Origin of the sequence: Lancefieldella sp. Marseille-Q7238 (assembly GCF_949152215.1) — a bacterium.
Taxonomy (GTDB): domain Bacteria; phylum Actinomycetota; class Coriobacteriia; order Coriobacteriales; family Atopobiaceae; genus Lancefieldella.
On the sequence record NZ_OX424407.1, the window covers coordinates 457,539 to 472,073 of the forward strand.

Here is a 14,535-nt window from a genome sequence, read left to right on the forward strand (position 1 = left end):
TCTCGCTTCTCGCTTCTCGCTTTTCCAGTTGTTCTCGTTTCTCGGAAATGCATTAACAGGCATAAAAAACCGGCGCTCAAAACACAAGCGCCGGCTCGCCAATCCATAACAATACGCAGGACAAATACGCTAATTAATACCCATAGTCCCCAAGGGGAAGGTAAGCGCCATGATAACGATGCAAATAATAAAAATTGCAGTGGTGATAACAGTCAGACGGTCAAGATTTTTTTCAAGAATGCCGGTGCCTGCATTGGAATTGTACATGGACGCGGCAATCATGTCCGAGATGCCCGTTCCCTTGCCTGAGTGCGCCAGCACCAGAAAAACGGTCAGAATGCCGGAAATGAAAAGCAGCACAAGCAAAATAGTATTCAGTACGCCCACGAAAAGTCTCCTTTTGATGCTTACATTTTTGCCGCGCAGGCCGGTCGGCGAGAAGCCCGTACATCGGCAAGCGCAAACTGACGTAATAGAGTAACACATGCCGTGCCCTTTTGAGACACGACATGTGTATATTTACGCAAAATGCGTATGTCCACGCTTCAGTGCGTAGCACCTTAGGCTCGCAGCGCGTAGCACCTTAAGCCCAGTGCCTGCGACGTCCCGTCCTTAGTTCATGGCGCTCTTTACCATAGCGGCAAAGGAATCGGTCTTGAGCGACGCGCCGCCCACCAAAGCGCCGTCGACGTCCTCCTTCTCAAGGAAGCCGTTGATGTTCTCGGGCTTTGCCGAGCCGCCGTACAGAATACGGATGCCCTGTGCCGTCTCGGCGCCAAAGATCTCGACGAGCGTCTTGCGGATAGCGCCGCAGACTTCCTGCGCATCATCAGCCGTAGCGGTCTTGCCGGTGCCGATAGCCCAAATAGGCTCATATGCGATGACATACTTGGACGGGTCAGTAATTGTAAGACCTGCGGTATCAGCCTTGATCTGCTTGACGACAAACGCAACGTGACCACCGGCTTCACGAACCTCCAAAGGCTCGCCACAGCAGGAAATGGGCGTAATGCCGTGAGCCATCAACGCCTTGGCCTTGCGATTGATGTCCTCGTCGGTCTCACCAAAGTAGCCGCGACGCTCAGAGTGACCAATGATGCAGTAGGTTGCGCCAACAGATTCGAGCATCGCCGGAGCAAGCTCGCCGGTATACGCGCCCGACTCTTCCCAATACACGTTCTGCGCGGAAAGAGCCACAGAAGAACCGGCCTGATTGAGCACCTCCGAAACGCCCTTGAGGTCGACCGCGGGAGGAGCAATGACAACGTCGACGGCGCCGGTCCCTCCTGCAAGCTCGTCGACAATGCCCTGAGCAAGGACAACGCCCTCGGAGAACGTCTTGTTCATCTTCCAATTGCCGGCAATCATACGGTTACGCATCGAGAAGCGCCTCCACTCCAGGAAGAGCCTTGCCTTCAACGAGCTCCATAGAGGCGCCACCGCCCGTGGAAATCCAGCTCATCTTATCGGCAAGACCAAACTTATTGATAGCGGCAACAGAATCGCCACCGCCGATGATGGACGTGCAATCAGAATCCGCGATAGCGCGAGCAACCGCTTCAGTTCCTTTTGCAAACTGATCAAACTCGAAAACGCCCATCGGACCGTTCCAGAAAACGGTTTTCGCGCCCTTGATGGCATCGGTATACAGCTGCACGGTCTTAGGACCGATGTCCATACCCATGCGGTCAGCGGGAATGTTGTCAGAATTGACAGCCTCCCCTTGCGCGTCCTCGCCAAAGTGGTCGGCCACAATGTTGTCAACGGGGAGCAAAATCTTACAGCCCTTAGCCTCTGCTTTTTCAAGCATCTTCTTTGCCGGCTCAACCCAGTCGGGCTCCTGAAGAGAAGTTCCCACGGTATAGCCCTTAGCGAGGAAGAAGGTGTACGCCATGCCGCCGCCGATAATGAGCGTATCGGCAGAGTCAATCAGGTGATCGAGAACGCCAATCTTGGAAGAAACCTTAGAGCCGCCGACAATGGCGACGAAAGGACGAGCGGGATCCGCGAAGATAGAGGTCAGTGTATCTACCTCTTTTTCAAGCAGGAAGCCGGCGTAAGCAGGCAGGTACGCGGCAGGTCCAACCACAGAGCCCTGCGCGCGGTGAGCGGTACCGAAGGCGTCGAGGACAAAGATGTCGCCATAGGAGGCAAGAATCTTTGCGATCTCTGGGTCATTTTTCTTCTCGCGCTTGTCAAAGCGGACGTTCTCAAGAACGAGAACCTGGCCATTCTCAAGGGAATCAACGGCTTCTTTGGCCTTCTCGCCATAGGTATCTTCCACAAACAGAACGGGCTTGCCCAAAAGCTCGGAGAGCTTCTCGGCGGCAGGACGCAGTGAAAGCTCGGGCTGGAAGCCGGTACCGTCAGGGCGTCCGAGGTGGCTCATCAAAATAACCTTGGCGTTGTGATCAAGCAGATACTGAATAGTAGGCAGGGCTGCACGGACACGGGTGTCATCGGTCACGACGCCGTCCTTCAAAGGCACGTTGAAATCAACGCGCATCAGGACACGCTTACCGTCGACATCGGCGTCACGAACGGTCTTCTTTGTGAAAGCCATGTCAATCCTCTTTCTCTCAAAACTTTTTGGACTCCGGCACATCTTATCTCGCGAGAAGTGCCCGCGATCCATTATTCACAGACAAACAGTTCTAATAAAAAGGCGCAGTCGCGGCAGATGCTGCGACCGCGCCAAGGCGTCACATATGCGTGCGCTTACGCAACGAACTTCTCGAAGTACTTGATGGTACGGACCATCTGAGAAGTGTAGGAGTTCTCGTTGTCGTACCAAGAGGTAACCTGAACGAGAGTCTGGCCGTTGCCAAGATCGTTGCACATGGTCTGCGTAGCGTCAAAGATGGAACCATGGGTCTCGCCGATGATATCGCGAGAAACGATCTGATCCTCGTTGTAGCCGAACGTCTCAGGAATGGTCTGGGCATACGCCTTCATAGCAGCGTTGACCTCATCAGCGGTGACCTTCTTGTCAACAACGGCATAGAGGTTGGTAAGGGAGCCAGTAGGCGTAGGAACGCGCTGAGCGGCGCCAATAAGCTTGCCGTTGAGCTCAGGAAGAACAAGGCCGATTGCCTTGGCGGCACCGGTGGAGTTGGGAACGATGTTCTCAGCGCCCGCACGAGAGCGGCGGAAATTGCCCTTGCGCTGCGGACCGTCCAAAATCATCTGATCGCCCGTGTACGCGTGGATGGTGGTCATGATGCCGGAAACGATGTGGGCAAAATCATTGAGGCCCTTTGCCATAGGAGCAAGGCAGTTGGTGGTGCAGGAAGCCGCGGAGATGATATTGTCATCTGCGGTCAGGGTCTCATGGTTGACGTTGTATACGATGGTTGGCAAATCATTGCCCGCAGGAGCGGAGATGACGACCTTCTTGGCGCCAGCGTTGACGTGGGCCTGTGCCTTCTCTTTGGAAGTGTAGAAGCCGGTGCACTCAAGTACGACGTCAACGTTGAGATTGCCCCAAGGAAGATTGTTTGCGTCCGCCTCCTTGTAGATGATAATCTCATGGCCGTCAACAACAATGGAGTGGTCGGTGGACTCAACCTTGTGGTCGCGAGCGTAATTGCCCTGAGTGGAGTCATACTTCAGAAGGTAGGCAAGCATCTCAGGGGATGTAAGATCGTTGATAGCAACAATCTCAGAACCCTCATGGCCGAACATCTGCCTGAAAGCAAGACGACCAATACGGCCAAAGCCGTTAATAGCAACCTTTACTGCCATATGTAATGCTCCTTTCGATGACGTCAGGGCTTCTCCCCAACGACCATACAACATTTACACCGTACACCGTTTATATTACCGCACTCGCCGAAAAGTTAAACGGAGTTATTGAAATTTTCTGCGTCTTCAACAATTTTTTCCAAGCGTAGCAGCCGGTGGTACATGGCTGATTTTGAGACAGGTGGCACAAAAGAGTCACCTAACGCTGCAAGAGACAGTTCGGGGCTTTCACGGCGAGCGCGGCAAAACTCCTGAAGCGCAGGGGGAAGGTTCTCGATACCCACGATTTTCTCGACACGCTCAATCAGACGAAGCTGAGAGGCGGCCGCGTCGGAGGAGCGCTTTTGATTTGCCACTTCAGCGTTGACGCCGCGATTGACATTGTTGCGCACGAGCTTCATCTGACGCGCCGCGAACACCACCTTTGCCATGTTTTCGGCGCCGATGAGGCGTAAAAAAGCGATAATGTCGTCGGAACTCTTCAGGTACACCGCATACAGTTCTTTCGTCCGATCCAGTCGCTGTACATGGCGGTTGCGGTGATTGAGTCGTGCGGTAATGCCTGCGGTAGCGATAAGTGCCACAAGGTCGCGAGCAAAACGCTCGCCTGTCACCGCAATCTCTAAATGAAAATCTTTGCGCGGGTCGGCAACGAAACCTCCCGCCATAAAAGCGCCCCGTACAAATGCTGCCCGAGCCTGCTTGGTATACAAAAGCTGGCGCGGAATTCCCTGTTGAATACCTGTTTCGGGCGTCAAAATGCCAAGAGCCACCAGAGCGTCTCCGAGCGCCTGCTGATTGGAAATCTCCAATAGATAGTTGCGTTTTTTATGCATGATAGAGCGTCGATACTCAATCGACGTGCCCAAACCAAAGAGCTGACGCGCAAGCGCTACCACAGTGCGGGCAACAGTACCTGTCTCAGTTACGATGCGCACGGTATAGTTGCGAGCTCCATGAAAGGACAGCGTGCCCGTAACGCGCATGAGCGCTGAAAGCTGCGCGAGATCAGCTTCCTGTGACGAGGAAGGCACACGCGAAAGTTCGTTTTTCACCTCAGCGGTAAATGACATAGACCCTCTTTATCGCTCCCCTTTTGCTGCTTTGCCAACGTGCGAGCGCAATCGCGCACACGCTGTCGCTGCCGCACGCGCGCTATCCGCTATCCATCTGCTCGCGTATTGGCGCGTGCGAGATCACGATGTGAAAGTGTAGCACGGTACCCCGCCTGCAGAAGATGCTCGGCGGTCGCCTTTGCGATAGCCACACTCCGGTGCTGACCTCCCGTGCAACCAACGGCGATAGAGAGGTGCGACTTCCCTTCAGCGACATAGCCCGGCATAATTACGTCTAAAAGTTCAAACCACGATTTCAAGAATTTCTTGGCCGTCGGATTATCGAGCACATAGGCGGCAACGCGCTCGTCAAGCCCCGTCATCACACGCATTTCCGGATCGTAAAACGGATTGGGTAAGAAGCGCACGTCAATCATAAGATCCGCTTCAACGGGCATGCCATGCTTAAAGCCGAACGAGAAAACGCTTACTTCAAGAAGCTGCTGGTCGGAAAGTTCCGAAAAGATACGGCGCAGACGATTACGAAGCGTTGTCGTGCGCATGGTAGACGTATCAATCACCACATCGGCCGCTTCACGCACCGCTGCAAGCTGCTTGCGCTCACGCCTGATGGCTTTTTCCAGTGTTTCTCCCCGGTGCGCCACCGGATGCCGACGACGGTTCTCGTCATAGCGGCGCATGATGACCTCGTCGGTCGAGTCGAGAAAGACCATGCTGTAGGTCAGCTCATGATCAGCAAGCGAATGCAGAACCTCAAGCATGTCGTCAAAGAGACCCTGTGAGCGTAAATCACAGGTAACGGCCAGATGTCGCCCGATGCTTGAATTGATTCCCACCACATGAGCAAGCTGCAGGATGAGCGCCGGCGGCAGGTTATCGATGCAGTAATAGCCCATGTCTTCAAAGACATGCAGCGCCTGCGTACGCCCGGACCCCGACATGCCGGTAATAATCACGATGTCGGGCACGGAAACCTTCCCCGCTGAGACAGGCTTGTCTTGGCTCATGAGTCACTCCCTCTTTGAAAAGGTTGACGGCGAGAAGTACTTCTCGCCAACGCCTACGCTTCAATCGCCGCCTTGAACCACGAAGTAATTGAGGTTGGATGTGTGATGCCTGTACCGGAAACGACCGCCCACGCGCCGGCGTCAATGGCGGCCTTCGCATCCGCGGGTGTATGCACATGCCCCTCACAAATGATGGCAATGCCGGGGAATTCGGTTGTTGCCTGGCGGAGCAGCGGCAAATCGGGACCGTCATCGAGGGTGGTATCGATTGCCGCCTTGTTATGCGAAAGCGTGGTTGAGACCAAGTCGCAACCGCACGCTACGGCGCGGCGTATATCGTCCATAGTCATGCAATCAGCCATGACGAGCGCATCGGTTGCCTCACGGAGCGAGCGAATTGTCTCTGCAAACGTCCTACCGTCAGGACGCGCGCGATCGGTCGCGTCCAGCGCCACCACATCTGCTCCGGCACTGACAACCGCGAGGGCGTGGCGCAGGGTGGGCGTGATGTAAACGCCTTCGTGTCCCTCCTTCCAAAGACCAATGACGGGGATTTCCACCCGCCCTTTAATGGCGGCGATATCAGAAAGCCCCTGGCACCTGATGGCAGCGGCTCCTCCCAGCTCACAAGCGCGCGCCATTTGCGCCATGGTCTCGGGGTGGCGAAGCGGCTCTCCAGGATAAGCCTGCACACTGACTATGAGTTTGCCTTTGAGAGACTGTACAAGCGGATTTAATGACATGTGTTTCTCGTTTCAAAATACGCGGGATCAAAGAGATTTTCGACAGCGCCTATAAGCGGGGCTTCGGCACCCAGCGCTCCTTGTATGATGGGCGTCGTCTTGACCGGAGGCATCGCCTGGCTCTCAAACGCCGCATGCAAAGCGTTGTGCCAATACGGTCCGCACTCCGCCACAGAGCCTGAAAGAATGATGGCTGAAGGGTCAAGCATATTGCACATGCTGCCCAAAACCTCCCCCAGCGCCCGTCCGGAGAGCTCCTCCGCCGCTTGGGCGCGTATGTCTCCATTGTTTGCGCGAAAATCAATTTCCGCGCCGTCTATAGGAGAACCGTCATCGCGGCTGTCAATACCTCCCAGCCGTACATATTCGCGGATGATGCCGGGGCCTGCGGCAACAGGTTCAAGGTGTCCTGTAGCTCCGCAAGAACAAGCCACGCCCGCGGCTGCCAAAGCGGCGACGTGTCCTATATGACCGGCTTCGTCATGAGCACCGAGCATGATAGTGCCGTGGTCTACGAATGCGCCGCCGATACCCGTTCCCACGGCGACCACCAATACGGAAGATACGTCTTTGCCGGCACCATGGCGCGCTTCGCCAAGCGCATGGGCATGCACGTCATTGAGCACCGTGCACGGAAGACCGCACGCTTCGGTGACGGCGCGGGCAAGAGGAGTACCGCCCCAACCGGGCATCAAATTATTGGCGAAGGTAATATCGCCGCTGCGCGGATCCACGACACCTGCCGAAGAAATGCCGACCCCCACGGGCTTCTCGCCGCGCTCTGCCGCACGGGAAAGAGCGCTTTTAACCGACTCAATCACCAGCTCAAGCACATGGGCGCCACCTTGATCCGCCTCCGTGGAAATCTTTGTGACATCGTGCACCCGCGGGACCTCTTTCGCACTCAGATCAACAAGACCGCAGGCAATCTTTGTGCCACCGATATCAACGGCCACAGCAATTTTTCGAGCATCGCATTCGTAAGACACAGCTATCCCTCCCTGAAAGGTCAAAAAGGTTACAGCAGCTCATTTTTAACAAGAACCGCGCGGATCGCCTCGACGTTCTCAGCAGAAAGTGGCTTCACGGGGCGAGGCATCTGCGGCGTGTCAAAAATTCCCATAAGGTGAAGAGCGCACTTGAAGGCGCCAACGCCGGCGCCGTATCCCTGTACGCCCGAAGTAACGTCAAAAATGTGGGATATTTCGTTCAGCCGATCCTGTTCGCGCTTGACCGAGGTCCAATCCTCCCTCTGCGCAGCCTTCCACATACGGACGTAGCCTTCGGGCTCAATGTTGGCAAGACCCGGAACGGAGCCGTCTGCGCCAGACAAAAGCGCGCCATCGACCACAATTTCGTGACCGGTCAGAAGCGCCATAGGATGGCCGTTCTTTTCGTTTTCCTGCACCAGATAACGGAACGATATGTCGTCACCGGACGAATCTTTTACGCCCGCGAGAACCCCTTCCGCGCCCAAGCGCGCAAGCAGCTTCCAGGGAAGCTTCGTATGCACGCACACGGGAATGTCGTAGGCAAACAGGGGCGCACCCAGCTCGGCGTGGATGATGCGGAAGTGTTCTTCCGTCTCGACCTCTCCTTCCAGGGCATAGAATGGCGCTGTTGCCACAAGCGCATCGGCTCCCAGCTCAAGTGCACGATAACCGTGCTCAAGCACGCGCTCAGTTTGCGTATCGATAATGCCCACCAATACCGGAACGCGGCCTGCGACAATACGGACCGCCTCGCGGACAATCTGATCGCGGCGATCATCGGTGGCAAAAACAACTTCCCCTGACGAACCGAGGAAAAACAAACCATCAACGCCGGCGTCAATCATGCGCTCAATGGAGCGCTCCAGTGAAGCTACGTCAAGCTGACGGTCTTCGGTATCCGGAGTAACAACGGGGGGAATGACTCCTCTGAATACAAAATCTGTGGACATGCACCGTATCCTTTCCTGTTGAACGCTGCTTACCCAGACAGTTAAAGTCTACCGCCTGAGCGCGTCAGCAAAAAGTCAATTTGCAAGTTTTCAAAATCGTTGATGCGCTCATGCGCATGTTTGGGATACACCGCTATCCGCTTGCACGTCGCAGGAATGCGATTGTATGCCGCAAACGTTCCTTCAGGTGGAGACGCCTGATCTTCCAGCGAGCACGCCATAAGCGTCGGGCAGGTGACTTTTTCCGCGAAACTAGTCGTGTCGAGAAGACTGAAAGCGGAGATAACCTGCGCGTTCTTCAGCGCTGCCTCAGCGCCAAAGAGCTTCTCCGCCGCGATGTCCACGCTGTCGGCAAAGAAGGGATTTTGCGCCATCATTCCCGCACATTCGGGGCCGAGCAGAGCCGCGATGTCCAAAGCAAGCGTGCCACCAAGTCCTTCTCCCCAGGTCATAAGACAGTCGGCAGCAACATATGGAAGCGATTGCGCCGCACGAGCCACTGCATACGCGTCAGATATCAGCTGAAAGAGTGGGGTCGCACGCGCGAGCTCAGTGATGGCGGCGTCCGTTGCGGCTGCCGCGCTCATCGCGCCTGCCATGTCCATCGCGGCTGGCGCGTCCTCCGCGCCCGCCACGCGCGTTGCGCTTGTACTGAAGCCATATGCCGCCAATTCAGGGGCACTAACCTCGCCTTTCCATGCTTTTTCGAAAAGCGCGTGCGCCTTTGCGGGAAGTTCTCGAGTTTCGGGGGCCACAACGGCAAAGCCCAGAGAAGCGAAGCGCGCCAGGTGTAACCAGCCGCGCGCTTTTCGGCCAAGATCGGTATAGAGCACAACGGTTGGCCTAGGAGTCGCTCCAGCAGGACGCAGCGTATGCACTTTGAGAAAAACGCCGTCAGAAGCGCGGCAGGTGAACTCTTCGCATACGAGGCTCGCAGAGCTCACAGGGGCCTTCTGCACCTCTGTCACCTCCGGCTCATTGAGCGAGCAGGTCTGCGCCCAAAACGCATCAAACACATCTGGCCGTGAAGCGCGTCCGCGATAGTTTTGAAGCATTTCCCTATATGACGAAACGGTCCTCATGAGCGCGCCTCCTCCGCAAGCCAGGAGCGCGCGTCCTGCGCGTCAAAAAAGCCGATGATCCTGTCGTCAAAGGCTTGAATTTCCTCATGCCCATAGTCTTCAAACAACAGATGCCGCTTGGGACATTCCAGCGCGTTATACACCGCAAACTGCGTAGGCAAAGGGCATACCTCGTCATCAAGACCGGATCCAAAAAGCACCGGACAGCGCACAAAACGCGCGAAGTTTGCGCTGTCTACATACGCAAGCTTGCCAAAGATTTCATCTACGCGCTCCCCGCGCGGATCAAACCAATGTGTGTAGTAGCGAATACCCTCGTAGGCCTGCTTGTCGGCGCCCAGCTCCCAAACGGCTCTGAAGTCCGAAAGAAACGGGAAAAGAATGGCTGCACGGTTGACGAGCTCTTGGTTGAGAGCACAGCACGCGATACCCATGCCGCCTCCCTGTGACTGCCCGTTGACAAAAACGCGCTTCAGGTCGATACCATCCATAGCACACACAATACGGCAGAGAATCCGAACGTTTTGATAGAGGCGCACGTAGTAGAGATCCTTCGCAGGACCGTCAAGTCCTGCAACAAGATGACCCGCTACGGTTGTTCCTGCATACCCGTCTCCGTCATAGCTCCGCCCGCCCTGTCCGGGATTATCAAGCGCGAGAAGCGCGCAGCCTGCGCCTACAAAAGACGCCTGCTCAAACCAGGAGCGAGAAGCACCTGGATACCCGTGGAACTGCAGTACCAAGGGTACGTTCTTCTCGCCATGCGGATAGAGAAATTTGGCGTAGAGCTTCGCACCTTTCATGCCGTCAAACCAAAGGTCGCAAAAGGCGCACGTTTTTGCCTGCGCTACCTCATCAGAAGGCTCAAGCCGCCAGCTCAGCGGCACAGCGTCAGCCTCAGCCATACGAGCTTCCCAGAATTCGCTGAAGTCAGCCGACATCGGCGCCAGCGCACGGGCGACGCGCAGCTCCCTATAATCAAGCTTTGAAAGAGACATCCGGGTCCTTATCAATCGTTTGAGATACAAGGAGGGCGCATCCTTTCGGATACGCCCTCGACATGTGATTATTCGCCAAGCTTCGGATGAAGCAGCGAGGGCGCGGCTCCAAGGAGCGTCTTAGTATAGGGGTCTTGAGGGTGTTCAAACACCTGCTTCGCAGAACCGTCCTCCATGATCTGCCCGTGATTCATAACGATAATACGGTCGGACACGTAGCGTACGGTCTGAATATCATGCGAGATGAAAATCATAGAAAGCCCTAGGTCTCGCTTGAGATCGGTAAGCAGGTTCAGGATTTGCGCTCGCACAGAAACGTCAAGCGCCGATGTAGGCTCATCAGCAATGATGGCGGACGGATTGAGCGACATGGCGCGCGCGATGGCTACGCGCTGGCGCTGACCGCCCGAAAGCTGTCCGGGAAGCGCACGAAGCGCCGATTTTGGAAGCCCGACAAGACCCACAAGTTCGTTAATGCGTTTTTCCCGCTCGTCAGGCGTTCCCACCTTGTGCACCAAAAGCGGATCGAGGAGCTGGTCGCGCACGATCATCCGAGGATTTAAGGCTGTAGCGGGATCTTGAAAGACCACCGAAACTACACGCCCAATCTGTTTGCGCAGCTCAGGCGTGCGCTTGGTAACATCGTGCCCCTTGAAAAAGACTTTACCTGACGTTGGCGACTGAAGTCCGCACATCACGTTAGCCGTAGTGGACTTGCCGCATCCCGACTCGCCGACAATGCCGATGGTTTCGCCGGGCATCAGTTTAATTGTCACGTGCTGAACCGCGTGGACCTTATGAGGATGAAAAACGGAGCCGGTACGCGTCTTAAACGTCACGGAAATATCATCGAGGAAGATGATGGGCTGCTGTTCGCTCACTTACTCCACCTCCTTTTTCTGTACACGCTCAAGATACGGCACAAGTCCATGCTCTTTCAGATACTCGTCGGGCAACTCCGAGAAGCTATGGTGGCGCCCGGGAATCTGCTTGAGCAGCGGATGAACCTCAAGACCAAGTTCCGGATGGCTTGAGCGAGGCGCGAAGCGGTCTCCTCTTGGAAAATCCTCGGGAGAGGGCACCGAGCCCGGAACCTGATGAAGACGCGTTCCATCCTGAGCGCCTTCCTCGATGGAAAGGACGGAGCCTAAAAGGCCGCGGGTATATTCGTGCACCGGATTGGTCAAAAGCTCCGTTGTCGGCGCCTGCTCAATTACCTGCCCGGCGTACATAACGGTAATCTCAGAAGCTACCTCCGCCACAAGCGCAAGGTCATGACTTACAAAGATCATGGCAAAACCAAGACGGTCCTGCAAATCATTGAGGAGCTTGATGACCTGCTTTTGAACGGTCACGTCAAGCGCGGTTGTAGGTTCATCGCAGATGACCAGCGATGGATCACGCGTCAGAGCCATAGCGATAAGCACACGCTGACGCTGACCGCCAGAAAGCTCATGGGGATAGGATTCCAAGGTGCGCTTAGGGTCAAGGCCTACCAGCTCAAGAAGCTCTTCGGCCGAGCGTGTACCGCCTCGGCTTGTCAGCTGTTTCATCTGAGAAGCGATAAGCATCGAGGGGTTAAGCGAGGACAGAGCATCCTGGTACACCATGGCAAGCTCATGGCCGAGCAACCTACGATGGCCATCTTTGGACATCGTTACAAGGTCCTGGCCTTTATAGAGCACCTCGCCAGTGATGGTTTCCTTTGGATCTGTAAGACCCATGATGACTTTAGTGGTAATCGACTTACCGCAACCCGACTCGCCAACCAGTGCCATACACTGACCGGGGCGGACGTCAAAGCTCACGCCGTCAACAACCTTTACCTCGCCGTGTGACTCAAAGCTGATGGAAAGATCCTTAACTTGCAGAATCGGGTCAACCGTGAAGTTGGGCTTATGCCTGTCTGTTCTCGCTAGCTCGACCACCTTGAGATCAGACAGGCGCCGATTTAGGGATTTCTCCTGTTCAGCATAGGCGCGCACGGGGTCTGAAGCGAGAATATCGTCAGCTCGCCGAGACTCCGAGGTATCCGCGTCAACAGGAGCTCCCGGTGCCGCGGCCATGGCGTCGGTCAGACCCTCGGAGAGGATGTTGAGCGCTAGGCAAGTCAGCATGATGGCAAGGCCGGGGAAAAACGCCTGCCACCAGCGGCCGGCCAGAACGCCGCCGCGAGCATCAGCCAAGATATTGCCCCATGTGGGAGTGGGCTCTTGAATGCCGGCTCCGATAAAGGTAAGCGACGCCTCAAAGATGATGGCATCTGCTACCAGCGTAACCGTAAAGACCATAATGGGCGCGATGCAGTTCCGAAGCACATGCTTCCACAAAATCCAGGGCGCGCGGGCACCGGAAACGATGGTGGCGCGCACGTAATCCTCGCCATACTCGCTCACAATATTAGCGCGCACAATGCGGGCAATCTGAGGCGTGTACATAAAGCCAATCGCGAAAATAATGGACGGAATGCTGTTGCCGAGAATAGAAACGAACACCGCGGCAAGCGCGATGCCCGGAAAGGACATGATGATATCGAGCAGGCGCATAATAACTTCGGAAACCGCTTTTCTCGACACCGCCGCAACGGCGCCGATAATAGATCCGAGCACCAGCGCCATACCGGTAGCGCCAAAGCCGATGACCAACGAATACCGTCCGCCGTACAGCATGCGGGACAGGATATCGCGACCCTTATCGTCAGTGCCGAAGAGAAATCCGTTGCCGGGAGCCTGTCGAGCATTAAAGATGTCAAGCGGATTATGAGGCGCGAGCAGTGCGGCAAGCACTGAAGCGAGCACTACAAGTACCAGAATGGCCAGGGCGATTTTCGAGGTGGTCCTCATGTTTTTGAAGCCGCCGAACTTGAGTCCTTTTGCCGCGGCCTCCTCAAGCTTTTCAGTCTGTTTTTTTCGTATCTCAATCATGGCTACACCGTCCTGATACGCGGATTGATGAGGATGTAGAGCATGTCAACCACGATATTGATAATGATGAAGGACAGCGCGACAACGATAACAACACCCTGTACAAGCATGGTTTCGTTGCCCTGAATGCCCTCGAGGATGGCCATACCCATACCCGGCAGGTTGAAAATAACCTCAATAACTACGGCGCCGCCCATAAGATAGCCAATCTTGAGTCCGAGCGTAGTGACCGGAGTAATGAGGGCATTGCGCAAGACGTTACGCGCGATGACGATGGGTTCTGGGATACCCGCGCCGCGAGCAGTGCGAACGTAATCGCGGTCCAGCTCTTCTACCATCGCCGTACGGACAATACGCGTCATTTGACCAGTCAGCGGAACGGCTAGAGCGACAGCCGGCATAATCATGCGCGCCATGTAGCCACCGAAGTTTTTGGAGGGGTCGGGCAGCATGCCTGACGCGGGAAGCACTCCGAGGGTAGTTGCAAAGAGCAGGATAAGAAGAACCGCAAGCCAGAACGAAGGCGTCGCGAGTCCCGCGATGGAAAACACTCGAATGATTTGGTCGGGCCATCTGTCTCGATAGAGCGCCGCAAGGACGCCGAATAAAAATGAAACAACGGCGCCGATAATGAGGCCGATAAAGGTGAGCTGCATGGTTACCGGAAGCGCCCGCGCGATGCGATCCGCCACCGAATAGCTGGCGGCTCCATAGGAGCCCAGGTCACCATGGAGCAGGTTGCCCATGTAGCGCACATACCGGACTGGCCACGGATCGTCTAAGCCGTGCTCGGTGTGATACTGCGCAATGGCCTCCGGAGTAGCGCTTTCTCCCAGCGCGTTGTACGCGGGATCTACATGTGAAAACGACATCAGGAAGAATACGAGAAACGTGACTCCCAAAGCCATAATCGGCAACGCGATAAGACGACGACCGATAAGTCGAAGCAGGTTATTCACAGTCTCCCCTCTCTTGAACGAAATGAAACCGAACAAAAGGGCTCGAGCGAAGCTGCGTCC

General features: G+C 55.6%; 14 protein-coding genes. All 14 read right to left on the reverse strand.

Going from position 1 to position 14,535, the window contains the following annotated elements:
• Window positions 1–129 precede the first annotated feature (129 nt).
• The 14 genes from secG to QM016_RS02160 all read right to left on the reverse strand — a co-directional run bounded on the left by secG (window position 130) and on the right by QM016_RS02160 (window position 14,475).
• Window positions 130–387 carry a preprotein translocase subunit SecG gene (gene secG, locus QM016_RS02095; protein ID WP_016476784.1) on the reverse strand — a complete coding sequence of 86 codons (258 nt, stop codon included), beginning with the start codon at window positions 385–387 and terminating at the stop codon, window positions 130–132.
• Window positions 388–612: 225 nt separating this feature from the next.
• Entirely contained in the window at window positions 613–1,380 is a 768-nt protein-coding gene (gene tpiA / locus QM016_RS02100; protein WP_282710003.1) for a triose-phosphate isomerase, read from the reverse strand.
• Window positions 1,373–2,563 carry a phosphoglycerate kinase gene (locus tag QM016_RS02105; RefSeq protein WP_282710004.1) on the reverse strand — a complete coding sequence of 397 codons (1,191 nt, stop codon included), beginning with the start codon at window positions 2,561–2,563 and terminating at the stop codon, window positions 1,373–1,375. Before QM016_RS02105 ends, tpiA begins: the two co-directional genes overlap by 8 nt.
• 155 nt (window positions 2,564–2,718) lie before the next feature.
• Window positions 2,719–3,744, reverse strand: coding sequence for a type I glyceraldehyde-3-phosphate dehydrogenase (gene gap / locus QM016_RS02110; RefSeq protein ID WP_282710006.1), 1,026 nt, complete (start codon window positions 3,742–3,744; stop codon window positions 2,719–2,721).
• Between the two features lie 95 nt (window positions 3,745–3,839).
• Window positions 3,840–4,817, reverse strand: a complete 978-nt coding sequence (whiA, locus tag QM016_RS02115) for a DNA-binding protein WhiA (protein ID WP_016476780.1) — start codon at window positions 4,815–4,817, stop codon at window positions 3,840–3,842.
• An 89-nt stretch (window positions 4,818–4,906) separates the two neighbouring features.
• A complete protein-coding gene (gene rapZ / locus QM016_RS02120) occupies window positions 4,907–5,827 on the reverse strand; it encodes an RNase adapter RapZ (RefSeq protein WP_282710008.1) in 921 nt (306 codons plus the stop codon).
• A 53-nt stretch (window positions 5,828–5,880) separates the two neighbouring features.
• Window positions 5,881–6,570, reverse strand: coding sequence for an N-acetylmannosamine-6-phosphate 2-epimerase (locus QM016_RS02125; RefSeq protein WP_282710009.1), 690 nt, complete (start codon window positions 6,568–6,570; stop codon window positions 5,881–5,883).
• Window positions 6,561–7,559 carry an ROK family protein gene (locus QM016_RS02130; RefSeq protein WP_016476777.1) on the reverse strand — a complete coding sequence of 333 codons (999 nt, stop codon included), beginning with the start codon at window positions 7,557–7,559 and terminating at the stop codon, window positions 6,561–6,563. Before QM016_RS02130 ends, QM016_RS02125 begins: the two co-directional genes overlap by 10 nt.
• Before the next feature lie 29 nt (window positions 7,560–7,588).
• Complete coding sequence (locus tag QM016_RS02135) at window positions 7,589–8,512, reverse strand: dihydrodipicolinate synthase family protein (protein ID WP_016476776.1); 924 nt, start codon at window positions 8,510–8,512, stop codon at window positions 7,589–7,591.
• 41 nt (window positions 8,513–8,553) lie between these two features.
• Entirely contained in the window at window positions 8,554–9,594 is a 1,041-nt protein-coding gene (locus QM016_RS02140) for an acetylxylan esterase (RefSeq protein WP_016476775.1), read from the reverse strand.
• A complete protein-coding gene (locus QM016_RS02145) occupies window positions 9,591–10,592 on the reverse strand; it encodes an alpha/beta fold hydrolase (RefSeq protein ID WP_282710010.1) in 1,002 nt (333 codons plus the stop codon). Before QM016_RS02145 ends, QM016_RS02140 begins: the two co-directional genes overlap by 4 nt.
• A gap of 68 nt (window positions 10,593–10,660) precedes the next feature.
• Complete coding sequence (locus QM016_RS02150) at window positions 10,661–11,473, reverse strand: ABC transporter ATP-binding protein (RefSeq protein WP_016476773.1); 813 nt, start codon at window positions 11,471–11,473, stop codon at window positions 10,661–10,663.
• Window positions 11,474–13,516 carry a dipeptide/oligopeptide/nickel ABC transporter permease/ATP-binding protein gene (locus QM016_RS02155; RefSeq protein WP_282710012.1) on the reverse strand — a complete coding sequence of 681 codons (2,043 nt, stop codon included), beginning with the start codon at window positions 13,514–13,516 and terminating at the stop codon, window positions 11,474–11,476.
• Window positions 13,517–13,518: 2 nt separating this feature from the next.
• Window positions 13,519–14,475 (reverse strand): ABC transporter permease, encoded by a 957-nt coding sequence (locus QM016_RS02160; protein ID WP_016476771.1) that lies wholly within the window; start codon window positions 14,473–14,475, stop codon window positions 13,519–13,521.
• Window positions 14,476–14,535 lie beyond the last annotated feature (60 nt).